Origin of the sequence: Verrucosispora sp. FIM060022 (assembly GCF_003977705.1) — a bacterium.
In the GTDB taxonomy this organism is placed as follows: domain Bacteria; phylum Actinomycetota; class Actinomycetes; order Mycobacteriales; family Micromonosporaceae; genus Micromonospora; species Micromonospora gifhornensis.
In genome coordinates, this window is the sequence record NZ_RQIV01000013.1 from 1 (window position 1) to 23,097 (window position 23,097).

The 23,097-nt window shown below is 67.0% G+C and carries 21 protein-coding genes and 1 pseudogene; 8 read left to right on the forward strand and 14 right to left on the reverse strand.

Annotated elements, in window-relative coordinates:
• Positions 1 to 424: 424 nt before the first annotated feature.
• Both EG812_RS25895 and EG812_RS25900 read right to left on the reverse strand, forming a co-directional pair.
• Positions 425 to 820 carry a hypothetical protein gene (locus tag EG812_RS25895; protein ID WP_102656749.1) on the reverse strand — a complete coding sequence of 132 codons (396 nt, stop codon included), beginning with the start codon at positions 818 to 820 and terminating at the stop codon, positions 425 to 427.
• Between the two features lie 29 nt (positions 821 to 849).
• Entirely contained in the window at positions 850 to 2,859 is a 2,010-nt protein-coding gene (locus tag EG812_RS25900; protein ID WP_126713078.1) for a DUF8224 domain-containing phage-derived protein, read from the reverse strand.
• A 404-nt stretch (positions 2,860 to 3,263) separates the two neighbouring features.
• Here EG812_RS25900 and EG812_RS25905 point away from each other — a divergent pair, with 404 nt between their 5' ends.
• From EG812_RS25905 to EG812_RS25915, 3 genes are all read left to right on the forward strand, one after another.
• Entirely contained in the window at positions 3,264 to 4,022 is a 759-nt protein-coding gene (locus EG812_RS25905; protein ID WP_126713079.1) for a hypothetical protein, read from the forward strand.
• 126 nt (positions 4,023 to 4,148) lie between these two features.
• Entirely contained in the window at positions 4,149 to 4,562 is a 414-nt protein-coding gene (locus tag EG812_RS25910; protein ID WP_102656752.1) for a hypothetical protein, read from the forward strand.
• Between the two features lie 342 nt (positions 4,563 to 4,904).
• Positions 4,905 to 5,303, forward strand: a complete 399-nt coding sequence (locus EG812_RS25915; protein WP_102656753.1) for a hypothetical protein — start codon at positions 4,905 to 4,907, stop codon at positions 5,301 to 5,303.
• A gap of 287 nt (positions 5,304 to 5,590) precedes the next feature.
• Here the strand turns inward: EG812_RS25915 and EG812_RS25920 are convergent, their stop codons facing one another.
• A complete protein-coding gene (locus EG812_RS25920) occupies positions 5,591 to 6,229 on the reverse strand; it encodes an SAM-dependent methyltransferase (protein ID WP_126713080.1) in 639 nt (212 codons plus the stop codon).
• Positions 6,230 to 6,442: 213 nt separating this feature from the next.
• On the opposite strand from EG812_RS25920, the gene EG812_RS25925 reads away from it, so the two are divergent.
• Positions 6,443 to 6,760 (forward strand): hypothetical protein, encoded by a 318-nt coding sequence (locus tag EG812_RS25925; RefSeq protein WP_126713081.1) that lies wholly within the window; start codon positions 6,443 to 6,445, stop codon positions 6,758 to 6,760.
• Positions 6,761 to 6,878: 118 nt separating this feature from the next.
• On the opposite strand, the gene EG812_RS25930 is transcribed toward EG812_RS25925, so the two are convergent.
• From EG812_RS25930 to EG812_RS25940, 3 genes are read right to left on the reverse strand one after another with little or no spacing between them, the layout of a single operon-like run.
• Positions 6,879 to 8,183 (reverse strand): WXG100 family type VII secretion target, encoded by a 1,305-nt coding sequence (locus EG812_RS25930; protein WP_126713082.1) that lies wholly within the window; start codon positions 8,181 to 8,183, stop codon positions 6,879 to 6,881.
• The gene (locus tag EG812_RS25935; RefSeq protein WP_233579634.1) at positions 8,180 to 8,476 is read right to left on the reverse strand and encodes a hypothetical protein; all 297 of its coding nucleotides are present in this window, start codon (positions 8,474 to 8,476) and stop codon (positions 8,180 to 8,182) included. Before EG812_RS25935 ends, EG812_RS25930 begins: the two co-directional genes overlap by 4 nt.
• Before the next feature lie 20 nt (positions 8,477 to 8,496).
• Positions 8,497 to 9,051: a hypothetical protein gene (locus EG812_RS25940; RefSeq protein ID WP_126713084.1), complete on the reverse strand. Its 555-nt coding sequence runs from the start codon at positions 9,049 to 9,051 to the stop codon at positions 8,497 to 8,499.
• A 596-nt stretch (positions 9,052 to 9,647) separates the two neighbouring features.
• Between EG812_RS25940 and EG812_RS25950 the strand changes: the two are divergent.
• A pseudogene (locus tag EG812_RS25950) lies at positions 9,648 to 10,757 on the forward strand (ISL3 family transposase); the annotation flags it as partial.
• A 221-nt stretch (positions 10,758 to 10,978) separates the two neighbouring features.
• Here EG812_RS25950 and EG812_RS25955 read toward each other — a convergent pair.
• From EG812_RS25955 to EG812_RS25975, 5 genes are read right to left on the reverse strand one after another with little or no spacing between them, the layout of a single operon-like run.
• Complete coding sequence (locus EG812_RS25955; protein WP_126713086.1) at positions 10,979 to 12,193, reverse strand: mandelate racemase/muconate lactonizing enzyme family protein; 1,215 nt, start codon at positions 12,191 to 12,193, stop codon at positions 10,979 to 10,981.
• Positions 12,194 to 12,204: 11 nt separating this feature from the next.
• On the reverse strand, positions 12,205 to 13,344 hold the full coding sequence (locus tag EG812_RS25960) for a sugar ABC transporter substrate-binding protein (RefSeq protein ID WP_126713087.1): 1,140 nt from the start codon (positions 13,342 to 13,344) through the stop codon (positions 12,205 to 12,207).
• 47 nt (positions 13,345 to 13,391) lie between these two features.
• Positions 13,392 to 14,417, reverse strand: coding sequence for an ABC transporter permease (locus tag EG812_RS25965; protein WP_158632539.1), 1,026 nt, complete (start codon positions 14,415 to 14,417; stop codon positions 13,392 to 13,394).
• Positions 14,417 to 15,445, reverse strand: coding sequence for an ABC transporter permease (locus tag EG812_RS25970; protein WP_126713089.1), 1,029 nt, complete (start codon positions 15,443 to 15,445; stop codon positions 14,417 to 14,419). Before EG812_RS25970 ends, EG812_RS25965 begins: the two co-directional genes overlap by 1 nt.
• Positions 15,442 to 17,028: a sugar ABC transporter ATP-binding protein gene (locus tag EG812_RS25975; RefSeq protein ID WP_158632540.1), complete on the reverse strand. Its 1,587-nt coding sequence runs from the start codon at positions 17,026 to 17,028 to the stop codon at positions 15,442 to 15,444. The genes EG812_RS25970 and EG812_RS25975 overlap by 4 nt, the downstream gene beginning before the upstream one ends.
• A 136-nt stretch (positions 17,029 to 17,164) precedes the next feature.
• On the opposite strand from EG812_RS25975, the gene EG812_RS25980 reads away from it, so the two are divergent.
• Genes EG812_RS25980 through EG812_RS25990 form a run of 3 tightly spaced genes read left to right on the forward strand, consistent with a single transcriptional unit; the run spans position 17,165 to position 19,639 of the window.
• Positions 17,165 to 18,163: a dihydroxyacetone kinase subunit DhaK gene (locus EG812_RS25980; protein ID WP_126713091.1), complete on the forward strand. Its 999-nt coding sequence runs from the start codon at positions 17,165 to 17,167 to the stop codon at positions 18,161 to 18,163.
• Position 18,164: 1 nt separating this feature from the next.
• Positions 18,165 to 18,812: a dihydroxyacetone kinase subunit DhaL gene (gene dhaL, locus EG812_RS25985; RefSeq protein ID WP_126713092.1), complete on the forward strand. Its 648-nt coding sequence runs from the start codon at positions 18,165 to 18,167 to the stop codon at positions 18,810 to 18,812.
• Positions 18,809 to 19,639 (forward strand): N-acyl homoserine lactonase family protein, encoded by an 831-nt coding sequence (locus EG812_RS25990; protein WP_126713093.1) that lies wholly within the window; start codon positions 18,809 to 18,811, stop codon positions 19,637 to 19,639. Before dhaL ends, EG812_RS25990 begins: the two co-directional genes overlap by 4 nt.
• 56 nt (positions 19,640 to 19,695) lie before the next feature.
• Here EG812_RS25990 and EG812_RS25995 read toward each other — a convergent pair whose 3' ends face one another.
• From EG812_RS25995 to EG812_RS26005, 3 genes are all read right to left on the reverse strand, one after another.
• A complete protein-coding gene (locus tag EG812_RS25995) occupies positions 19,696 to 20,481 on the reverse strand; it encodes a FadR/GntR family transcriptional regulator (protein WP_126713094.1) in 786 nt (261 codons plus the stop codon).
• 106 nt (positions 20,482 to 20,587) lie between these two features.
• Positions 20,588 to 21,307 carry a gluconate 2-dehydrogenase subunit 3 family protein gene (locus EG812_RS26000; protein ID WP_199743955.1) on the reverse strand — a complete coding sequence of 240 codons (720 nt, stop codon included), beginning with the start codon at positions 21,305 to 21,307 and terminating at the stop codon, positions 20,588 to 20,590.
• A gap of 26 nt (positions 21,308 to 21,333) precedes the next feature.
• Positions 21,334 to 23,001 (reverse strand): GMC family oxidoreductase, encoded by a 1,668-nt coding sequence (locus EG812_RS26005; RefSeq protein WP_126713095.1) that lies wholly within the window; start codon positions 22,999 to 23,001, stop codon positions 21,334 to 21,336.
• Positions 23,002 to 23,097: the final 96 nt, after the last annotated feature.

A 23,097-nucleotide genomic window follows, 5' to 3' on the forward strand; every position in this document is an offset into this window, starting at 1 on the left:
GCCGACGATGGACCATGCGCTGGAAAGCACCCCTGAACGCCTTCCAGATCGCCTTCGAAGGCCGACTCACCCCGGCCAACAACTGACCACCTCAACAACCAAGATCAGCCGTTAACTTGACACTCCCTCGTGGCCGGACTCCACGCGGCGAGATGCAGCGTCCAGGCGCGGTTGGTGCAGGTAGGTGGCGTTGGTCAGGTACGACAGGATCCCAGGCCGCCGTGGGATAGGCGGACTCTGCCAGCCTGGTCGTCGGCCGGCATCCGCTCATGCCGATGAGAGGGCGTCACGGGTCCGCTGTTGTACCGATGTGAGTTCGCCGAGAAGTGGCCGTTGAGTGCCGGCCCGGCCGCACAGGTCTTGCACGGCGACCGTACTTCTCGGCGATGTGCCGGCCTGCTGGCAGACGCTGATTGTCGGCGGGCTACAGGTCGTTGATTCGGGCCAGCAGCTCTGCCTCGGTCAGGTTCTCCAGGACCGCGTCCTGCTTGCGGCCCAGGACCGCCAGCAGCTTCTCCTTCTCCAGCTTCTTGGCCGCCGCTGCCTTCGCCGCCTGGTCCTCCGCGATGCGGATGGCGATGACGTGCTTGACGACCTCCAACTTGGTCTCCAAGGTCGCCTTGGCCGGATTGGTCTCGGTGGCCACGAACGACTCGGTGTCGACGGCCTTGAGCTCGGCGTTGACGGCCCTGGCCACGTCGTCGAGGCTGAAGCCGGACTTGGCGGTCAGCGGAAGCTCCCACAACTGTTCCGTGGTCAGCAGGCCTTTGGTCGACGGGTAGCGGAACTTCTCCCGCGTGGCCTTCTCGAAAAGGGTCACGGTGGCCTTTCTCGGTGTCTGGGGACAAATCAGAACTGGATGCTGATGAGACGGCGCCGGCCGCCGGTCATGGTCACCTTGGCGACCACAGAGCTGCGGACCGTGGAGCTGAAGCCGAGGCCGGACAGCTGATCCGGGGACGGCTCGCACTTGGTGCGGTCGCCGAGAACCTCGAACACCTTGCGGTGCGATTGCAGGTCGCCGCGGAGAAACTCGTTGTAGATCCCCCGCGTCGGTTGGTCGTTCACGCACCCCTTCAGGATGAAGAAGTAGTGCCGGTTGCCGACCTCGCTGCCGTCGAAGTAGTTCGGCGAGTACATGATGGTGGACACCGGCACGAACTGTTCGGTGGTGATGCCCCACAACGCCTTGCTCGCACTGCCCGGCTGCATGTCCTTACCCGGCCGGAAGGCGGTGATCACCCCGCCGGCGACCGTCATCCAGCCCACCTCGACGGTCTCCTTGTGGCCGACCGCCCGCTCGTGCCGGTAGTTCTCGATTTTCCCGTCGCTCTCGGTCTCGATCACGAAGCCGACGTCGCTGCTGTCCCGCTTGCGGTACTGGTTCACCTCGATCCGGTACTCACCGTCGGGGACACGGTCGGTCCAGGTGACGTTCTCCACCGGCTCGCGGGAGAGCGTTCCGCCAGCGTTCATGTCGACGTCCAGCTTGTTGCGCTTGTCCTGGTACCAGATGTGGTCGCCGTTGGGTTCGTAAACGTGCAGGTCGAGGTCGTCGTGGTTGAACCAGGACAGGCTCACCCGCAGCTTGCCGCTGACGTTGCCGCCGGCCCGCTTGACCTTCTCCTTGATCGAGTCGGTGACGTTGCCGTTGTAGGACCAGGCGAAGTCGTTGTCCCAGGTGAACAGCCGCGGGGCGGCTGGATGCCGGCCGGTGGTGAGACTGACGAGGTGCGGTTCGTGGCTGTTGGCCACCCACAGGTCGATGGTCGCGGCACCGGGCAGGATGTCCTTCATGAAGGAGACCACGGGAATCTCCTCCGGCTTCGCGTCCCGAAGGCCCGCACCTGACGACCTGGTGGTGGCCGCCTGCATGAGCAGCCCTTCGATGCCGTCCTTCATCCGCGACTGTGTGTCGTTGTCGACCCACAGCACGTTGGTGACCGACACGTCGGAGAGCCGGGCGAACCGCCGCTGCAACGACTCCTCAATGCCCAACTCGTCGATGGTCTTCATGGCGGCCTTGACCATGGCCGGGGTGATCAACGCCCTGGGGCGCTGATAATTCTGCGGTGCCACCTTCGTCTCGAACGACCGGACCGCCTGTTTCAGGTCGACACCCGCGGAGAGGTCCTGGACGAGGGTGCCGATCACCGCGTTGCGGAGGCGTGCCGCCGGGTTCATGGCGTTGGCGAAGACGAAGGCCCGCCGGTCGGTCGCCTGCGTCCACCGGTTCTGCAGCGACCGGAACTCGGTCACCGCCCGACGATGCTCCGTGCCGCGGTAGAGGGCATTGTCGTCGATAAGGTCAACGATGGTGTCCAGAGCGTGCTGGGTCAGCTCGGCCAGGCCACGTTGGAAGACCTGCACCGCGGCGTCGAAGTTGCCCTGTGCCGCGCCGACGTCTTCAATGCGATGCCGCTTCTCCACCCGGCCGTGCAGGTGGTGCCACACCTCGACCTGGCCGTCGCGCAGCGTCCGGGTGGTCTTCGTCCCGTACTGCGCCTGAGTGGACCGGAAAATGGTGGACAACGGCAGCGAAAGAACGAACTCGTCCAGAGCGGCGGCGACGACGGAGAAGACCGGGTCGGACGCAGACACCCCGGACCAGACGGTACGGACCCGCCCGTCGTGGATCTCAACGACGTTGCCGAAGTGCTTGATGAAACCGCGGCAGGTCGAGCAGTCGTACGCAGACCGCTCACGGAACCGCAGATTGGTGCCGGCGGGGAAGGAATCGAGAAAGGTCAGCCAGAGCGAGTCCCGGTCGAGACCGTCGCCGACGACGTACAACTCACCCCTGGACATCGTGGACAGACGCGAAGTCACATCCGTCACGAACTGCTGGAAATCGCCCACCGTTTCATCCCCCTTGATCGCCGGAGATCCTACGGAGCGAACGCCAACCGGAGAAACACTTTCCGGCTGGCCGCATGGCCACAGACGGGCGCCGGTGGTCAGCAGTATCCGCCAGTTGGCCGACGGCGCCGTTGGGTACACCCCGGCTCACGCTGTGGCTGCCTCACCGGGCACCGGCAGGCCTGCGTGGTCGAACAACTTCTCAGGCACGCCAGCCTCGCACCGAGGGGAACCGTGTGAACGGGCGCTCGATCAGGTGCTCGCTCATGCCGCTGATGGGGCGTCAGGCTGGGTGAGACCTCGGTAGGTGCAAAGCGCAGATGGTGCTGTTGAGCTGAGGACCTCGATCTCGAGGCGGTGCCCTGCGGCTCCTTCATGGTGGCCATCAGCGGCATGATTGGTTCGTGCAGGCCTGGACCGATGGTGACCTTGAGACGGAGTTCGAGCAGCGGCTCGATGAGCTCCTCGCGGAGCTCTGCCCGGACTGGCGGCATCCAGAGCTGCCTGAGCCGTATCGCAGCAACGATCGTTTTGTGGCATACGACCGCCGGAACGCCAAACGCCTGCACGTCGGTGACCTTCTGGCAGCACGGCCCGAGGTTGCCGCTGCCGTGGCCGATCGGGTGTTGGCTGTGATCGTGTGCGATGAGGATGTCTCGTTCAACAAGCAGCTGATCCACCCGCTGCTGGTGGCGCTCGGGCGACGCCACGTGCAGCGCTACCTGGTCTCGGTGATCGAGACGGGGCCGGAACATAAGAAGGTGTGTGCCGTCCGTGCCTGGTACTGGTCCCAGGTCAGCCTCGTCTACGAGTCCGTCGAGGCCCTTCGTGCGCGCCGGCCCACCCCGACGAGCCGGGCCGCGGACGACGAGGTGGCCGATCTGCATGGCCTGTATCGGATCGCCTGCCTTGCCGCATTCCTTACTTGCCGGCATGTGGCCACCCGGGAGTGGCTCGCCCGCGGATTCATCCTCAAGGACGAGTACTACCCTGCAAACCTGCACGATCTCGTGGCACAAGCCCGCATAATCGCCGAGCGAGACGCGCATCGGTATAAGGACCTGCTTGCCAAGGACGACGACGGACGAACATGGCGCAGCTTCGCTTCGACGGCCACTAACTGGCAGAGTAAGCCGCACTCTTCTGCCGCGAGCCGCGCGTAACGCAACGTGACCCGGCACCGCTGGGTTGCCGCTCGAAACTGCCGATGAGCGCGCACCCGATCTCGGTGCGGTTGCTTCGGTGAGGACTTGATCGACGGACCGGTGGCGGTGAGGCACGATAGGCCCATGGGCTTCGGTCTCGTCGTGCTTGCGGTCGACCCGAGCGCGACCGATGCCGCGGTACAGGCGATGGCGGAGCAGTGCCAAAGCCTGCATCACCCCGAGGGCGAGCTGGACGAACGCATCGTCGGGTTCTACGAGAACCTCCGCGCCCACTACCCGGACTTCCCGCCGTACGATCACGACTCCCCGTGGATGGACATGCCGCTGAATGTCGGCATCGACCACGTCAGCATGCAGCTGAGCTTCAGCGAACGCAGCACGCCCGCGTTGCAGTTGATTGACCAACTCGCCCGCCGATACGACCTCACCATCTACGACCCTCAGGACGACGAGGTCACGCGACCTACGGACGTACGAGCGCCGGTGGATCCCGCGATCGTGGCGTTGATAGAGGAACTACGGGCGCCGGACCGTTGACCACCAGGCGGCCCGGACATGCTGTGTGCGGACGATGCAAACGATCTTGGCCTACGGATTTGCCGCCGATCGAGGGTAGCGGTGACCGTCGTGCCGATGATGGCTGTGCGGTTGTTCCGAGTCCCACAACTCCGGGGCGCCCTGCGAAGGGCACCTCTGCGGTGTCATCACCCGGTTACACCGGGCGGCCTTCGGCGGTCCGCCTGCGAGCTTGGGACCCGTGCGGCGGCTCCGCTTGCATCATGTGGGAGGGCTTGGATTTCCGTTCGGCGCAGCCTCGGACTTGTAGAGGTGACGGCTGCCCTGCGTCGGCGATTGCTGCTTCCTCGTATCCTGCGGGCCATGCCCGATGATCCGCTCAGCTCGCGCCCGCCACTCAGGCGAGCGACCCGTACGTTAATCGCCGCGCTGCTGGTGTTCGGCGTGGTGGTGCCATCCGTCATCATCCGTGAGCTGATCGAGGACGCGATGGGCAGTGGCCCGCTCGCGGATCTCAGCTGGATCGCAGTTCCGATGGCGGCCACGGCCTGGCTTGCGCCGCGTGCTTCCTACCGTCGCCGCGACGCACTGTGGTGGCTCGCTGGCGGCTTCGGCCTCTACATCTTCGTAGTGATCGCATGGCGGGTAGCCTTCCTGCCCTACCGCGATTGGCCGCCTCGACCCGATGAGGCATCCCGAGTCAGCTGGCTGCGCGACGGTCAACAGTCCGGGTTGTGGTACCTGCCGGGGGTAGCAAAGTAGGCGGTGACGGCCGCGTCGTTGAAAGCGGATCTCCTCACCGGGCAGTCGTAAACCGTCCGGCCCCTCCGTACGGGACAAAGGCTCCCTACGCGGCTGACTTGCGGCGGTAGGGCCCGCCGCTGTGCCCTGGCCCGTACGCCGATAGCCGGCAAAGCAGCGCTCCAGCGGTTCACTTCCGATCCGACCCGGACTGTGTTTGAGCTGATCGCGGTGCACGGATTTGCCGCAGATATTGCTACGTCGTCGCTCTGACCGCCGCTACCGGCAGTCTCTGCGGCGGATGATCCTTATCGCGCAAAGGTGAAGATCCGGCCGCTCGGGGGCGGGCTGTCAGGTCGGCCGCGGAACAGGTGTACGCCCACTGAGAACAGTTCGTCGGGTGGCGCGTCGAATGCTTGCTCGGTGAAGTCCACGCCGGCGAACCAGCGCCGCACCACCGGGGTCAGGTCCGGAGGCCTACGTGTCCGGGTCCAGATCACCGTTGCTCCTTGGGCGCACAGCCTCGGCAGTGAGGTGATCGTCGCTCGGGCGTTCTGGTCGCTGATGTTGCCCAGCACGCCGGCGAGGAGCACCAGGTCGGCCGGGACGGCGGTACGGTACGCGGCGAAGTCACCGGCGTCGGTACACCGGACGGTGATACCGCCGAGACCGGCCGCAGCGGCGCGCTTGCGTGCGGCTGTGGCGTTGCGTGGGTCCTTTTCGATCAGTTCTGCCTGCACCCGGTCGGCGTCCGAGCGGCGGGTCAACACGCCGATGAGGTCGTGGCCCTGGCCCGCACACACGCTGACGACTCTTAGCGTGGACTCCGGCCGCTGGTCCAGCCAGTCGTCGATGTGGCGCTGCACGATCCGTAGTCGCCGTGACAACGCAGACGTGTCGTCGGCGTACGGCGAGTGCCAGTCGTGCCAGTCTGTCGTCTCGGCCACCCGACGATGCTGCCAGACGCATCCGAACCCTGCCGACCACGACCGCTTGCCCGCACCGAACGCGTTACCCACAGCGATGGCACCTTGGCCCCGACGATGCGGTCGTGCCGATGTGCGTGTGTTCACCGTGAGGGCTGTCTCGTCCTGCGTTGTGGTTCGTCCGGGCACCGAAACGTGGTCGTGCCGTCCCATGGAGAGCGCCATCATTGCTTGGTGACCAGCTTTCCTGCGCAGGCGCGCCGCGTCCGCGACAGCACGCTCTCGCCGCAGCGCAGGCTTTACGCATTGCGGGAGTGCGCTATGCACTGTGCCCCGTACGGATTCCGCGCCACCTGGCACCATCTGGTCGTCGCCGCCCGTATCCCACGCAGTCTCACCGACGATCTCGACGCGCTCGTGCGTGCCGTTGACGAACTGCAGCGCACACGCGACGTGGTCGTGCCGCGTGCGCAGGAGTACGCCGCCCTGCGGCGTCGAGAGACGGCCACTGGCAGGCGACTCCCACGGACGTCGCCACCCTGGAACTCGTAGGGGCTGGTGACCCGCAAGGCGTCGCCGAATCCTGCTGACATGCCTGACCTCGCCATGGGTCGTGCTGCCACCCGGTCCGATGCACCCGGTTCACGGAGCCCGAGTGGTGGCTCGCGGTTCAGATTGTGGGGCGGTCGGGTCGTGGTTTCCAGGTGTTGCGGTCGGTCCATGCGCCGGCACCGACCTGGGCGTGGGGGAACGGAGTGGTGTCGTGGCTGCGGGTGCCGAGGTCGGGTCGTTCCTTGCGTTCCTGTTCATCGACTTTGATGAGGCTGGCCATGGCGTCGACGTGTCGCTTCTCGGCGTCGCGGAGGTAGCCGATAAAGGTGTTCACCACGTCCAGGAACGCCTTCTCAGGGTGGGTGCATGCGGCGAAGGGGCTGTTGATTGCGTCGAGGTAGGTGTTGAGGGCGGTGATGAGGGTGCTGATTTGTTCGTAGCCGAGGCTGGCGTAGGCGTTACGGAGGCCTTCGAGCATGCTGGCGGCGCGTTTGCCTTCGTCGGCCAGCCAGCGGGCCTGGGTTTCGAGTTGGGTGAGGTAGGTGATGGCCCGGTCTGCGTAGTGGGTGAAGGCTTGCGCGGCGGCGCCTTCCCAGTAGAGCTTGAGGTTGGCGAGTTCGCCGGCCATTTCGGCGCGTAGTTCGCCGTAGGTGTTGGCGACGGAGTGGACCAGGTCGGCGCGGTTGCGGATGATCGGGGGCGCGGATCGCCAGGCGTGGATCATGAGGTCGCTCAGCGGTAGTCGTTCACCGGTGCCCAGCTCGATCAGGAGCGCTTCGAGTTGCAGCAGCGTGCTGCGGTGTTCGTTGATGAAGGTGTCGAGGTGGTCGCCGCCGCCGTGCTCGTAGTAGGTGGTGCGGCCGCCGCTGAGGGCGAAGTTGCTGTGGATCCGCAGTGGTTCCTCGACGACGCGGGTGTGGGGCAGTGCCTCGTTGCGGGTGGCGGTCAGCCGGTCGTTGTCGTCGGGGATGGTCAGGACGGGGGCGTCGCCTGGCTGCATCCGATGGTGGGGCGGGGCGAGGATGCCGGCGCCGCCGGGACGTACGCGGATCGGGTTGCCGTAGCCGTCGGCCAGTGGCAGGTAGGGCAGCAAATCCCGATTGACCACGTCGAAGGAGGTGGAGACGTGCAGGTCGGTGCCTTCGTAGTCGGCGGCAATCTGCAGGAGCCCGTCGGCCATGCGGTCCATCTCGTCGCGCGCGGTGGTGGCCTCTCTGACCCGGCTGTCCAGTGCCGCAGCCCAGTCCCTGCCGAGTTTGTCGGACACCCCGTCGAGAGTGCCCCAGACAGAGCGGGGGATGGCTCCGATGTCGGTGAGGTAGCGGCGGACAGCGCTGTAGCAGGTCGCATCTTCATACCGCTCGACACCGAAGGCCACCAACGCCCGGGTCTCCACGGCGAAAGTAGATATGTCAGTGCTCACCGTGTCCGCTCCTCACCGTCGGGCAGCTCGGGCGGAGTGGACTCGCGCACCCCGACAGGTGAGCCGAAGTAGTCGACGCGGAGCTGCCGGTACTGCCGCCGGTGCTCGACGAGGGCCGCCACGAGCGCAGAGCGGATCTCGTCGGCCACCTCCTGCTCGGTACACCGCCGCAGCAGGCCCGGTCGGATGCGGACATCGATGTCCCCGTCCTGGTCGCGGACAACCTCCACCCACTGCTTCGTGGAGATCCCGACAGCCCTGATCCCGGCCACGTCAGCGAAGTATCGTGCCATCTTGTCCACTGTCGACCTTCCTACTCGCTGGCAGTCAGGGGCATCGTCAGGTCGGCGATGCGCTGCGTGGTGACCGTGGTGGAGGAGATGAGGCCCGCGTCGGGCCGGTCGGGGCCGGTCAACGTCACCACGATGTGTCCGTAGCGGGACGACGAGGCCAGGAAGACGCGGACGAAGGCCTTGTCGTTGATCGTCTCCGCGCATGACTTCGCCGCCTCATACCGGTCGGCGCCCGGATAGGGGACAGCCTCGCCGTAGCAGGGGCTGTCGGACACCCGCCGGCGTAGGGTCTCCGTGTCGGCGCCCTCACTGAGGCTCACCATGACCTCACCCCGGTACGACTGGTCAACTGAGATGAAGGCGAACTCGCACCGCACCACCGACCGGACGGCCTCTCGGCGTGGCTGCACCTGCGTCACCGTCCACGATCCCGGCACCGCCTCCGGCAGCGCAGCGGCAACATCCCCGCAGGACGGCACCGTCTGATCGTCGCTCCACGGTGCCCACCGCCACAGGCCGAGCAGACCCACACCCAGCACTGCCACGCCGACCACCACACCCAGCTGCCTGCGCACCGGGAAGCTCACCACCCGGAGCGGCTGCCGCGAGACCCGCCGCGAGACCCGCCGCGCTCGGCCGGCTGCTGCACACGCGCCAACGCCACCCTCACCGCCGCTCGAACCTGACCAGCCAGCGAATCCTCGGTATGCCGACGCAGGCCCTGCACCTGAACGCGAACCTGCCCATCAGCGCCGGCAACGATCCGCACCGAACGGTCCGGCGACCACACATCCACATCCGAGGACCGCGACACCTCAGCGGCCATCGGCGGACCTCTTCACGTGGCGTGCCCGTGAAGGACGCGATTCCTCACTGTCGAACCCAGCCCCCGTCCCCATGCCGGCGACCATACCAACGCCCGTCACCGTCCCGCTGCCCTGCGTGACTGCCCCGTCGGCGGGGACGGCAACAAGGTGAGAGTGGGGCAGTGGTGTCTGACGGCCGGCAGGCTTCTCAGCCCGGCATCGAGATTCCGGTGATCGTGGCGGTTCCTTGTACAGATCGGCCTTCGTGCATGGTGATCGTCTGGTCAGGCCGGAGATCACGCCACCCGTCGAGGGCCAGGGGAGCCAGACGCACCGATCCTGTCGCCCCCGGCGCCAGTTCGGGGGCGGTGCTGGGCGTCGACGACTTCGCCCGCCGCCGTGGGCACCGATACGCGACGGTGCTGCTCGACATGCACACCCGCCGGCCGATCGACGTTCTGCCCGATCGCACCGCCGACACCCTCGCCGCCTGGCTGCGCGACCACCCTGGTGTTCAGATCATCTGCCGTGACCGAGGCGGCAGCTACGCCGAGGGCGCCCGCAAGGGAGCACCTGACGCGATCCAGGTCGCCGACCGGTGGCACCTGCTGAAGAACCTCAGCGACACTGTCGAAAAAGTCATCCGTGGACACCGCCGCTGCCTACGCACCCACACCGAACCGACATCTGCCCTGGTCGCCCCGGCCGACGAGCCGGTCAGGACGGGACGGCGGGCGGCGAACACCCGCCAACGCCACGCGGCCGTGCACGCCCTGCGAGCCGAAGGACTGTCGATCAGCGCGACCGCCCGCCGGCTCGACATGAACGTCAGAACCGCCCGCAAGTACGCCCACGCCACCACCGCCGAGGCGTTGATCGGCCCGAACGCCAGCAGCCGACCCAGCGTCCTCGCCCCGTTCCACTCCTACCTGCGGCAACGCCTCACCGACGGCGTCCACCAGACAGCCGTGCTGCACGCCGAGATCGTGGCCCGCGGCTATCAAGGCAGCTTGCGGGTACTGCGGGACTGGCTCGCCATCAACCGCACCCGCCCTACCCCTTCGACAGTAGTTCGGGTGCCGTCGGCCCGGCGTTTCACCGCCTGGATCATGCGACCCGGCCACAAACTCACCGACGACGACCGCGCTGATCTCGCCGACGCCCGCCGCCGCTGCCCGGACCTCGACACCGTCGCCGGCCTCGCCCGCGGGTTCGCCGCGCTGGTCCGCCACCAGGGCACCGGGCAACACCTCGACGCCTGGATCAACCGCGCCCGCCATGCCGGATACCCCGAAATCCGCGGCTTCGCCGCCGGCCTGGCCAGCGACCGTGACGCCGTCGTCGCCGGCCTCACCCAGCCCTGGAGCTCAGGCCCCGTCGAAGGCCAGGTCAACCGCATCAAGACGATCAAGCGACAGATGTATGGCCGCGCGAACCTCGACCTCCTCCGCAGACGCGTCCTGATCACCCCGTGAGCCATCAACAAGATCAATCACAGAATGTGTGCCAGAGCCAGTTTTCAGGCGGAGCCGACACCACGTCGAGACCGGTCGTTACACAGGATGAAACGGGCTCATCCACGACATGCTCGTACAGCTGCGATCCACGTCCGCCGGGCGGTCGTCGAGGGTCGTGTGGACTCTCTGATGGGGACTGGCCGCGGTCACCAGCCGGTGCGGTGGGTCTTCTGGTGGGCTCACTGCACAGCTCGGGTCTGGATCCGGAACCGCTGCTCCGCCCCGTCGGCAATGGTGACGCCGATGCCCGGCTCCTCGCTGGCCCAGACCCGGCCGTCCTTGACCACCGGCGGGTCGGCGAGGAAGCCCTGCCAGCCGAGTCCGCCGTAGGCGTCGAACTCGATCAGCGGGGCATTGTCACAGCTGAGAATGACCTGTAGGGCGGCCTTGATGCCGATGCCGGTACCGGAGGAGCAACCGATGTGCGGCACGCACTGGAGATTCCAGGAGCTGGCCATGTCCGCGATCCGCTTGAGCTCGGAGATGCCGCCGACGCTGGCGGCGTCCGGCTGCACGATGTCGAACGGCAGTTTCGACATGAGGTCGATGTATTCGAAGCGGGTCAGCAGTGATTCGCCGCCAGCCAGCGGGATGTCGACCCGGTCGGCGAGCCATGCGTGGCTCGAGACGTACTGGGAGAGGCTGTGCGACATGATTGGTTCTTCAAGCCAGGCCACCTGGAGGTCATGCAGCTCCCTGGCCAGGGTCAGAGCTCCCCGGCGGTTGTAGGCCATGTTGGCGTCGACCATCAGATCGACGCCGGTGCCAACCGCGGAGCGTACCGATTGCACGAGGTGCACCGCGGCGGACAGGTCTCCGTCGACGCGTAGCTTGATCGCGGTGTATCCGGCGGCGACCGCTTCCTTGGCCTCGGCGACGGCCTTGTCGGCTGGCTTCAGCGATGGGGCGTAGTAGGCCCGCACCGAGTGCTGGGACGTGCCGAGCAGCCGGTGGACCGGCTGCCCGGCCGTCTTGCCCATCAAGTCCCAGAGCGCGATGTCTATGCCGCTCAGTGCGTACGTCTCGACGCCGCGACGGCCCCACATGTGTGTCGCCCGCATCATGTCGTGCCACAGTGCACCGATGTCCCGCGGGTCGCGGCCGATGACCATCGGACCGAGCTGCCCGTTGATGAGCGGGCCGACGGTCGAAAAGTACTCGGCCGAGAAACCGGCCTCGCCGATTCCCACCAGTCCGTCGCTGGTGCTGACCTCCACGATGATGCCGCCCTTGGTGCTCACCGCCATCGCTCCCCAACGCAGCTCCTCCTGCAGGGGTAGCCCGACGGGATATGCCCGAACACCTGCGATCTTCATGCTTAACTCACCGTTCGCCTCGTAGCTGCTGTTGATTGGTGTGGTGGTGGGCGTGGCGGCCTGTCGCCTGGCCGCCACGCGTTACCTGGTCAGGCGCCGTACTTCTTCGGGGCCGCGAGAGCCCACTCGGTGTACGCCTGGTGCCAGTCCACGTTGGTGTGGTCGACGACCTGCGTCGGGTTGTTGATGAACTGAGTCACCGACTGGCCGAGCACTGCGGAGACGAAGATGGCCTCGATGAGGTTCTGGCCCTGATCGACGCCGCCGATGTCGACGGTTGCGGTGAGCTTGCCAGCCCTGATCTGCTTGTATCCGGAGACCAACCCGTCGGCGCCGATGGTGAGGATTCCGCCGGAGCCGTCCCAGTGCTTGAGGCCGGCGGTGTCGATGGCCTGGGACGCACCGAGGGCCATCTCCTCGTTCTCACCGTAGATCGCGTTGACGTCACGGTTCTTGGTCAGCAGGTCCTGGGCGGCGGCGAATCCCTTGTCGCGCACATACCCGCCGTCGGCCTCGCCGACAACCTTGATCCCCGGGTTCTCGGCGAGGGCCCGGTCGAAGCCGATTTTGCGGCCCCGGGTCCAGTCCGAGCCGGACGGACCCCAGATCCGTAGGATGTTCCCCTGCCCGTTGAGCTTCTCGGCGATGTACTTGCCGGCGAGGTAACCGGACTGCCAACGGTTGTCGTACCCCACGTTGGTGACGGTCTGCAGCTGGTCCTCGGGGTACAGCTCGGCCGGCTGGTTGAACTGGTAAATTTTGACGCCCTTTGCCGTGGCGTCGCGGTACAGGTTTTGCACGGTCGCGAAGTTCGCGCCGGTGCAGACCGCGATGGCGTCGAACTTGCGCGAGACCCACGACTGCACGATGCCGAGAGTGCCCTGGACGGCGTTGAAGTCACCGACCGGTGCTTGGCGCTCCCAGACCCAGCGGCAGCCGAATCGCTGCTCGTACTCGTGCATCTTGCGCCAGGCGGCGTGTTCGATCTGAGTGAAGTTCTCGGAGAGGACCGGCGGGGTGAAGCCCACCTTGATCTCCCTGCCGTCCACGATCTTCTTGATGGCCTCGTCGAACGACTCGCTGGCGGCGCCACCACCGCCGGACGACGACACGCCCGTCTCGCCGTTGGGCGAGCAGGCAGCCAGCAGGGACCCACCCACGCCGGCGCCGGCGAGCAGCCCGGTGGTGCGTAGCACTCGTCGTCGCGATAGTCCGTTGAAGTCGGTCATGTCGATTTCCTTTGCGGTGCGGTGTGTGTCGGAGGGGGGTGCGAAGTTCAGCGGCGGGCGGCGCCGATGGAGCGGGCGATGCCGCTCCACGCCTGGTTCGCCAGGATGGCGATGATGAGGACGAGGCCGGTGACGACGGCTTGCCAGCTCGACTCGACACCGGTCAGGTTGATGATGTTGCGTGTCAGGGTGAGGGTCAGCGCACCCACGAGGGCACCGATCACCCGTCCCTTGCCGCCGAACAGCGAGGCGCCGCCGATCACGGCTGCAGCGATGGCGCTGATCTCGTAGCCGTTGCCGATCAGGGGCGGCACGGTGGTGGTACGTCCGGCGATGTGGATGCCGGCGATGGCGGCCATGAGGCCGCTGATGACGTATGCGGCGATCTTGATGCGGTCGACGCGGATGCCGGCGTTCATGGCACCGGTCGCCGAACTGCCGACCGCATAGAACTTCACGCCGTAGGTGGTGCGGCGCAGGAACACCGAGACCGCGATGCCGACCGCGACGACCAACAGCATCGGCACGGTTATCGGCCCGATGAGCTGGCGCAGGCCACCGATGTAGTAGTACGCGTCGGTCATGTAGCCGAGGACCGGCACCCCGGCGGTCCAGTACAGCAGGAGACCCCCGGCCAGACCGAGCATCGCCAGGGTCGCGATGAAGTCCGGGATGCCGAGCTTCGTGATGAGCAGTCCGTTGACCATACCGATGCCTGCGCCGACGCCCAGCGCGGCGAGGAACGCGACGACCAGCGGTATCCCGTTGTTGAGGCAACTGGCGACCACGCCGGCGGTCAGCGCCATCACCGACCCGACCGAGAGGTCGAGGCCGCCGGCGATGAGCACCACGGTCATGCCGATCGCCAGAAAGCTCACCGTGATCATCGCGTTGATGATGTTGGTGAGGTTGCCGGCGGTGGCGAAAGTCGGCTCGGCGAACGCCATCACGACGGACACGACGACGAGCAGTACGAGGATCCCGAAGGACGGATCCCGCAGGATCCGGATGCGCAGTGCGGAGATCCGATCGGTGGTGGTGGCGGATATCCGCTCCGTGGTCAGGGTGGTCATCATCGCCCCTTACTCGTCGCCGGCTGCAGGTCGCCGGCCGGTGCCGGCACGGGCTGCGGGGTGCGCAGCGTCAGCGCGAAACGACGGACATTGCGGTCCACGATCACGCCGAGAAGGATGCAGATCCCGGTGATGATGGAGAAGATGAGCGGGTCGACGCCCATCAACCGGAATCCCTGCTTGAGGGTCACGAGCAGCAGCGCGCCGAGCGCCGCCTGCCAGATCCCGCCCCGACCACCGGCCAGGCTCACTCCGCCGAGCACCGCCGCGGCGATCGCGATCAGCTCGTAGCCGCCTGCCATGCCGGACTGCACGGAGTTGAGACGGGCGGCGAGCAGGACGCCGCCGAAGCCGGCCAGGGCACCCGAGACGAGGTACGCGTACAACTTGAGTCGCCCAACGTCGAGGCCAGCGACCAGCGCGGGGGCACTGCCCATGCCGGCCGCCCGGATCCGTCGGCCGAAGGCGGTCTTGACGAGTACGAGATGCAGCGCCGCGATGATGCCAGCGGTCAGGACCATGGCGCTGGTGAGGCCGCCGACTGTCGTGCCGGCGATGCCCAGGAAGGTCTCGTCGGAGGTGCCGACCAGCTGGACGTGGTCGGTGAGCACCACGAGCAGACCGGCGGCGATGTTGAGTGTGCCCAGGGTGACGATGAAGTCGTTGAGCCGGAACTTGACGATCACCAGGCCGTTGACGAGGCCGAAGGCCAACCCGGTTCCGACTCCGACGAGGACGGACACCAGTGGATTGAAGCCCTGCATCGATGCCCACAGGGAGGTGCCGGCGCTCAGGCCGAGCACGGCGCCGACGGAGAGGTCGATCCCACCGGCGATGATGACGAAGGCCAGCCCGGCCGTGATGATGAAGACCGGTACTTCCTCGTTGAGGTAGTACTTGACGGAGTCCCCGTCGGCGAACGACGGCACGGCTACGGCGAAGCCGACGGCCACGGCCGTGAAGGCCAGGAGGATGGGTACGCCCTCGATCCCGAGGAACCGAGCGGCGCCGGAGCGGAAGTTGTTCATCGGTCAGCTCTCGATGCCTTGTCGATGATGGCGTGTTTGACGGCGTCGTAGCCCTCTGTCGCCACCCGGTGGGGGATGTCGCGGATCTCGCCCACGAGGGCTCCGCGGTTCAACACGACCACGCGGTCGCACAGACTGATCAGCTCGGAGAACTCCGAGGCGATGACGATGACCGAGGTGCCCTCGTCGGCGACGTCCCGGATGAGACGGTGGACCTCGGCCTTTGCGTGGATGTCGATGCCCTGAGTCGGCTCGTCGAAGATGAGGATCGACGGCTTGGTGTTCAGGCAGCGCGCAATGATCGCTTTCTGCTGGTTGCCGCCGCTGAGGTTGCGGATCGGCTCGGCCGGTCCGGGCGTCTTGATTCCCAGGCTGCGGATGTACGAGTCGGCGAGCGCCTGCTCGCTCCGCCCGCGCAGCACCCCGGCCGCCGTGACCGAGCCGAGGTTGGCGACCGATATGTTCGCGGCGACCGAGAAGTCCGGCAGGATGCCCAACTGCTTGCGATCCTCGGGCACCATCGCCAGACCAGCCCGGTACGCCACCTTCGGGTGTCGGATGGTGCGAGCCCGTCCGTCGATCTCGATCTGGCCGGAGTCGAGCTTGTCCAAGCCCATCAGAGCGCGCACCAGCTCGGTCCGTCCGGCACCGGCAAGCCCTGCGATGCCCAGAATCTCGCCGGGTGCCACCTCGAGGGAGATGTCCCGCAGCACCCCGTGCCGGGTCAGGTTCAGCGTTCGTAGCCGCGGTTGACGGCGTTCGCTGCCGGCCTGCCGCCGCGGCGCGGCCACGGCGTCGGCGGACTCCATGAGTTCCGTCGCGTCGCCGCCGAACATCTGCACCGCTAGCTCGCGCTGCGTGAGCTGCGCGGTCTCGGTGCGAGCGATGGTTCGCCCGTCGCGCATCACGGTCACCACGTCGGCCAGGGCGAACACCTCGTCGAGGTGATGGGTGACCCAGATCAGGGCGACACCCCGGCGCTGCAGGCGGCGCATGTGTTCGAAGAGCAACGTCTTCTCGTGCTCCTCGAGACCCGACGTCGGCTCGTCGAGGATGAGAATCCGCGGCGGCACAGCGAGCGCCTTGACGATCTCGATGACCCGCTTCTTGAGCGCCCCGAACTCGCCGACCGGGCGCCACAGCTCGGACCGGGTGATGCCGAACTCGCTGGCGAGATCCTGGATCTGGCGCGCGATCTGGCGTCGGTTGAGAAACAGTGCGCCCTTGCCGGTCAGCGCCTTCTCCCGGCCGAGGAAGATGTTCTCTAGAACGGTCAGGTCGGGCACAGTGGACAACTCCTGGTGGATGGTGCTGACGCCCAGGGCCTGTGCCTCTCGCGGATGGCCGATGACAACTTCCCGGCCGGCAAGTTCGATGGTGCCGGAGTCCGGCGTCACCAGGCCGGACAGCACATTCAGTAGCGTCGACTTGCCCGCGCCGTTACCGCCGACGAGCGCATGGATCTCACCGTTGCGTACCAGCAGGCTCACCCTGTCCAGGGCCTGGACGCCCTGGAAGCGCTTGCTGATGTCGGTCATACGCAGGTGCGGAGCCTCTGCGGACCGCTGCGCCTCGTCGGGCACGGGGAGTGGTGACTCCATACCTGCTCCTTCCGCAAACCAGTGGTCTTGTGATCGGGTGGTCGGACCAATATCCTGATGCCCCGGCCACAAAGTCAAGAGGCTGACTCGGTTTTTCCGCAGAGAGGAGGCGGGCAAGATGCAGAAGATCATGGGAGACGCCACCACGGTCGTCCCGGACTACCTGCGCGGCCTGGCTGCCGCCCATCCCGACATCGTCGAGTACGACCCGGTTCACCGCATCGTCGTACGGCGGGCGCCGGCCGGCCCGGGCAAGGTCGGGCTCGTCTCCGGCGGCGGCTCCGGCTGTGAACCGCTGCACGCGGGCTATGTCGGGCTGGGCATGCTCGACGCTGCGTGCCCCGGCGAGGTCTTCTCGTCTCCCGTGCCGAACCAGATCATGGCGGCGACCCGGCGCGCCGACCATGGCGCCGGCGTGCTCTACGTCGTCAAGAACTTCGGCGGCGAGGTGATGAACTTCGGCCTGGCCGCGGAGATCCTGCGGCGTGAGGGCGTCCGAATCGAGAAGGTCCTCGTCGACGACGACGCGTCGTTCCCGCCCGAGCTCGCGGCCCGGCGCCGTGGCCTGGGAGCCACCGTGCTGGTCGAGAAGATCGCTGGTGCCGCCGCCGAGCAGGGACGCCCGCTCGACGACGTGGCCGCCCTCGCCCGCCGGGTCGTCGGACGCAGCCGAACGTTCGGTGTCGCGCTGAGTTCCTGCACACACCCGAAGACCGGACGGCGCACGTTCGACCTGCCGCACGGGGAGTACGAAGTGGGCGTCGGCATCGGCGGTGACCGCGGCCACGAGCGCCGGCCGTTGCCGCCGGTCGACGAGATCGCCGATGTCATGCTGAAACGGATCATCGACGAGCTGCAACTGCGTCCTGGCAACCAGGTCTTGGTCCTGCTCAGCGGCCTCGGCGCGACGCCTGCCATCGAGCTGTACGGGCTTTTTGCGGCGGTCCGGGATCGGCTTGTCAAGCACGGCGTCGAACCCGTCCGGAGCCTGGTCGGCGACTACATCACCTCGCTCGACTCACAGGGCGCGCTGCTCACGGTGCTGCACGCCGACGAGGAACTGCTCGAACTCTGGGACCGGCCCGTACACACTGCTTCGCTGCGTTGGGGAGCCTGAGATGACCCTGGTGCTGTCGCAAGACGTCGTGACGACGTGGCTTGAGCGCTTCTGCGCCGACGTCGTGGCGGCCGAGTCCCACCTCAACCAGCTCGACGCCGCCGTCGGTGACGGCGAGCACGGCTCGAACCTGCGGCAGGGCGCGGTTGCTGTCCGCGCTCTGCTTCGAGACCGCAAGTTCGGCGACATCCAGGAACAACTGATGGCCGTCGCAATGGCGATCGTCAACACCGTCGGCGGTGCCAGCGGTGCGCTCTACGGCACGTTCTTCCTGCGGCTGAGTGACGTGGGCGCGGGTCGGAACACGCTGGACCTCGCCGGCCTCACCGAGGGCCTCGGTTCCGCCCTGGCGGGCATCCGGGAACTCGGTGGCTCGGCCCCCGGCGACAAGACGCTCGTCGACGCGATCCACCCGGCCGTCACCGTGCTTGAGTCGCCGTCCACCCGATCCGCCGGCCTTGTCGCGGCCCTCGACCGCGCCGCCACCGCGGCCGAGCAGGGTCGTGATGCCACCGCGGCAATGGTGGCCAGGATGGGGCGGGGCAGCTACCTCGGCGATCGCAGCCGAGGCCACATCGACGCCGGTGCGACCTCCATGGCAATGCTGTTGCGCTGTCTGCACGCTAGCGCCGAGGAGGCCACATCATGAAGTCCTCGATCACTTCCGTCCATCTCCTCGACGGCGGCGTGCTCGACGTCGAGTCGAGCGTCGTCGTGCCCGGCAGCGGCTTCGGCCGCCGCATCGCCGTACCGGTTCAGATGTTCCTGGTCGGCACCACCTCGGGATACGTCCTGGTCGACACCGGCAACGACCCCGGCGTCATCGACGACCCGGTCGCCACCTGGGGAGCTGACCTGGCGGCGGCCTCCCGCCCGCGGATGCAGCCGCACCAGCACCCGGCCCGGCAACTGGCGCTGCTGGGTCTTGCGCCGCGCGATGTCCGGGCCGTGGTCTACACACACCTGCACCACGATCACGCCGGTGGCGGGAGCGTCTTTCCGCACGCGGTCCACGTCGTGCAGCGCGCGGAACACCGATGGGCGACCAGCCCTGACGGGCACGCGGGCACGGCGTACGTGCCGGCGGACTTCACCGCGACGACGTGGACGCTCGCCGACGGCGACTGGCACATGCTTCCCGGCCTCCAGCTCATGATGACGCCGGGCCATACTCCGGGGCACCAGTCGGTGGTCCTCTGGGACGTGCCGGACCTGGGCAACGTCATCCTCGCCGGCGATGCGATCAACACCGTCGGATGCATCGACGATGGCCTTCCGCCGGGCATCGCGACCGACACCCTCGCGGCCGTGCACTCGATGCACCGGCTCACGGCGCTGGCCGACGCCACGGATGCGCTCGTCGTGACCGGGCATGACATGACCCAGTTCGAGGCGCTACCGAAGGCCCCTGACCCGCTGCGGCGGCCGACCGGCGGCCCGGTCCACCAGGCGAGAAAGATGCTGGATCTGCGCTGACGATTCCGAAAGCGCCGCTGCCGGGACGACCGGCGGCGGCGCTTTGGGCAGCTGCGTCACCTGCGCTCGACGGTATGCTCCAGATGCTCGGCGATGTCGCGTTCGACATCGCGAATGTGACTCAACGCCGCAGTCCGGGCGTCCCGCACCCGATGCCCGATGATGGCCTGGCAGAGCGCCACGTGTCCGGCATGTGCGTGCGCTCGACGGCCGGGCAGCTTGATGACCCGGTGGGAGTACTTGAAGAACAGCGGCTCGATGCTCTCCATAAGCCGCAGCAGCAACGTGTTCTTGGTGGCCGCGACGATCGCGCGATGCAACTCGGCGTCGAGCTTGACGAACGCGTCGTCACTCAGCTGCGGGTTCTCGGCTTCCGCCAGGATCCGTTGCAGGTTGCTGGCCTCCGGCGCGGTGATCCGTCGGGCCGCCAGGGTGGCGGCGTCCGGCTCGAGGGACATGCGGACCTCGAACAGCTCCGGCACGGTAAAGTCGTCGAACACCAGCAGATCGGACAGCTTGGGCATCGCCTTCTTGTCGCTGACGACGAAGACCCCGCGGCCGTGGTCGGTCCGCAGCATGCCGTTCGCCTCCACGACGCGGATCGCCTCCCGCATCGAGCTGCGCCCGACGCCGAACCGCTCGGCCAGGACCCGCTCCGGCGGCAGCTTCTCCCCCGGCTTGATGTCGCCGCGGGTGATCAACTGCTCCAGCTGGGCTGCGACCGAGTCGGCAACCTTCAGTCGGCGGACCGGCTCGATATCGCCAGGACCGATGCCGGCCATTCTCACGACCCCTTTCACGTAGCGCACGCATGGCCTTACCCTGTGATCGAATTCACACATGAATGGTCAGGTGGCCTGAACACACTCTAGCACTGTCCCGCCGCTATCGATGCCAACCCATTCATGGTGACGGAGCGGCCCGGACATCTGCCCGGGCCGCTCCCATCTACCGACTTGCCGGCTGGAACGGATGGTCACGCAGGTGCGGAATTAGCTGCTCCCAGGTGAAGTCGCCCTCCATGAAGAACGCACTCGTGTCGTAGGTGCCGTCCATCGTGTCTTTCAACGACTCTGGGCCGAGGAACCCGATGACCTTCCAACCCATGCGGTCCTTGTTCCCGCCGTACACCGGGTCGCAGTAGAAGCCCTGCTTCGTGTGCAGGCAGAGGGCGGGAAAGAAGCTCATTCCCTCGTCGAAGGTGCCCTGCAGGAACGTGGTCACCGCCTCCGTCGTGCCCAGGGTGACCTTGGCTGGCTTGGGCGCGCCGGAGAACGCCTCCAGCACATCGTCCTGCTGATCCTCGGTCAGGTTCTTGAAGTCGGCGTCGTAGCTCTTCCTGGCCACCGCATCGAGGTCGCGGATGCCTTGACGGTAGGTCTGCTGCATGTCCCACATGCGAGCCCGCCACGCTTCCGCGAACTTGCCGGTCAGCTTCAGAAACCCGCTGCCGTCCGCCGCGGCGAAGACGTAGTCGACACCAGACAGGTAGCGGTCGATGAACACCACCACCCGTGCCTCACGTGCCCCGGGGTCGTGGTCGGTGGGGATGATGCGAGCGGTCGCGGCCTCGATCGTCTCCCACTCGTGCTCGGTGAAGAACAGCCGCTCGTTCGAATCGGGGTCGACCGGTGCTCCGACGACCTCCCAATCAGCCTTGAGGGTCACAAGTCCTCCTTTCGTGAACGCGTTGGCTAGGCGACCTTGATGTGCTCTTCGCGGCCCTTGGCGTACGTCTCGACGATGTACTCGCACGCGCGCCAGGCATTGGCCATCATGGTCAGCGTTGGATTCACCCCGGTCGAGGTCGGGAAGCCCGCCCCGTCCACGACAAACAGGTTGTCGATATCGTGCGCCTGGCACCACTCGTTGAGCACCGACTTGGTCGGGTCGTTGCCCATCCGTGCCGTACCGTGCTGGTGGCACGTGTTCCCGGTCATCCGGTCCAGGTACACCGGCACCGTCTTGCGGGCGCCCGCGACCTCCAGGATCTCGGCGTTCTTGTCCACCTGCCATTTGCTCATACGCACGTCGTTCTCGTGCGGCTGGTGGGTGATCCTGGCGACCGGCAGGCCCCACGCGTCCTTGACGGTCGGGTCGAGGTCGACGCGGTTGGACTCGCGGGGCATGTCGTGCAGGATCGCCCCGATCTTCATCGCGTAGTTGAAGTAGTCACGGTCGGCGTCCTTGAGAGCGCTGCCCCAGCTCGGCCGGCCGGGGAAGACCCAGTTGACCGGATGAACCGTCTGCGAAGCAGAGATCAGACAGCCGCCGATGTGGCCGCGGTCCTCGTCGGTCTCGTAGAACTCGAAGGTCCCGCCGCTGATGTAGTTGCCGACCCAGCCGTACAGCGGGTCGTCGACCTCCTTGTCGAACAGGCCGACAGCGAAGACGTACTCGTGGAAGGTCGCGTTCTTGCCGACCAGGCCGCTGGAGTTCGCCAGGCCGTCCGGGTGCTGCGCGGAACGCGACATCAGCATCAGTCGGGCCGACTCGATGGCGCCCAGGCTGAGCACGACTACCTTGGCGTCCTGCTCGACCTCGCGTCCCTCCGGGTCGATGTAGATGACGCCGGTCGCCCGGCCGTCCTTGCCGACCTTGATCTCCCGCACGAAGCACTCGGAGCGCAGCTCGAAGTTGCCGGTCGCCACGGCTTCCGGGATGAACGTGGTGAGGATGTTCGACCGGGCACCGCTCGGGTCGCCGTACTGGTTCCAGAAGCTGGTCTTGTTGAACGGGTCTCGGCCCTTGTGCCGGTTGGTGACCATCGCGTGCGGGATCGGGAAGGCGTTGATCCCCATCTTCTTGGCGGCGTCGTAGAACCGCCGGCCAAAGCGCGTCGGACGCAGCGGCTCGCTTGGGTACGGGCGGCTACGGAATGGCTCGTACTTGTCCGCGCCGGCCACACCGGAGACGCCGAACTCCCACTCGACCTTGGTCAGGTAGGGCTCAAGGTGCTCGTAGCGGATCGGCCAGTCGGCGAGGCTCGCGCCCGGCAGGTCGCCGTGCAGCGAGCGCTGGATGAAGTCGGACTCGCGTGGCCGCGGCACCCAACCGGCCCAGTGGTTGGTGCCGCCACCGACCAACTGCGGGGTCGGGGAGAAGGGAAACACCTCGGCGACCGAATTCTCGTCGTGGCGCAGGGTCCGGGGGAACAGCTTCGGGTCTGGCCACAGATAGTTGCGGTTGACGTACTTGACCTCGTCGCCGGAGTAGTGCTCGTGTGCACGCAGCCAGGGTCCGCGGTCGAAGCCGACAACCTTCATGCCTGCCTCGGCCAGCACCTTCACTGCGGTGCCACCGGTCGCGCCGAGTCCGACGACGATCGCGTCGACCGGCTCCGGCTTTGACGAATGGGCCATACCTCTCTCTCTCCTTTCAAACGGGCGCTCGGTGGCAGGGGGCAGCACCGACGGCGATCACCGGCCCGTCGGCCGCCAGCCCGAGCCGGCGGCCGA

Bases quoted from the DNA above. Each gene is read 5' to 3' on its own strand.
- EG812_RS25910 (WP_102656752.1), top strand. From the start codon at position 4,149: ATGGGCTTCGGTCTCGTCGTGCTTGCGGTCGACCCGAGCGCGACCGAT.
- EG812_RS25915 (WP_102656753.1), top strand. From the start codon at position 4,905: ATGCCCGATGATCCGCTCAGCTCGCGCCCGCCACTCAGGCGAGCGACC.
- EG812_RS25935 (WP_233579634.1), bottom strand. From the start codon at position 8,476: ATGGCACGATACTTCGCTGACGTGGCCGGGATCAGGGCTGTCGGGATC.
- EG812_RS25960 (WP_126713087.1), bottom strand. From the start codon at position 13,344: ATGACCGACTTCAACGGACTATCGCGACGACGAGTGCTACGCACCACC.
- EG812_RS25965 (WP_158632539.1), bottom strand. From the start codon at position 14,417: ATGACCACCCTGACCACGGAGCGGATATCCGCCACCACCACCGATCGG.
- EG812_RS25970 (WP_126713089.1), bottom strand. From the start codon at position 15,445: ATGAACAACTTCCGCTCCGGCGCCGCTCGGTTCCTCGGGATCGAGGGC.
- EG812_RS25980 (WP_126713091.1), top strand. From the start codon at position 17,165: ATGCAGAAGATCATGGGAGACGCCACCACGGTCGTCCCGGACTACCTG.
- dhaL (WP_126713092.1), top strand. From the start codon at position 18,165: ATGACCCTGGTGCTGTCGCAAGACGTCGTGACGACGTGGCTTGAGCGC.
- EG812_RS25990 (WP_126713093.1), top strand. From the start codon at position 18,809: ATGAAGTCCTCGATCACTTCCGTCCATCTCCTCGACGGCGGCGTGCTC.
- EG812_RS25995 (WP_126713094.1), bottom strand. From the start codon at position 20,481: ATGTGTGAATTCGATCACAGGGTAAGGCCATGCGTGCGCTACGTGAAA.
- EG812_RS26005 (WP_126713095.1), bottom strand. From the start codon at position 23,001: ATGGCCCATTCGTCAAAGCCGGAGCCGGTCGACGCGATCGTCGTCGGA.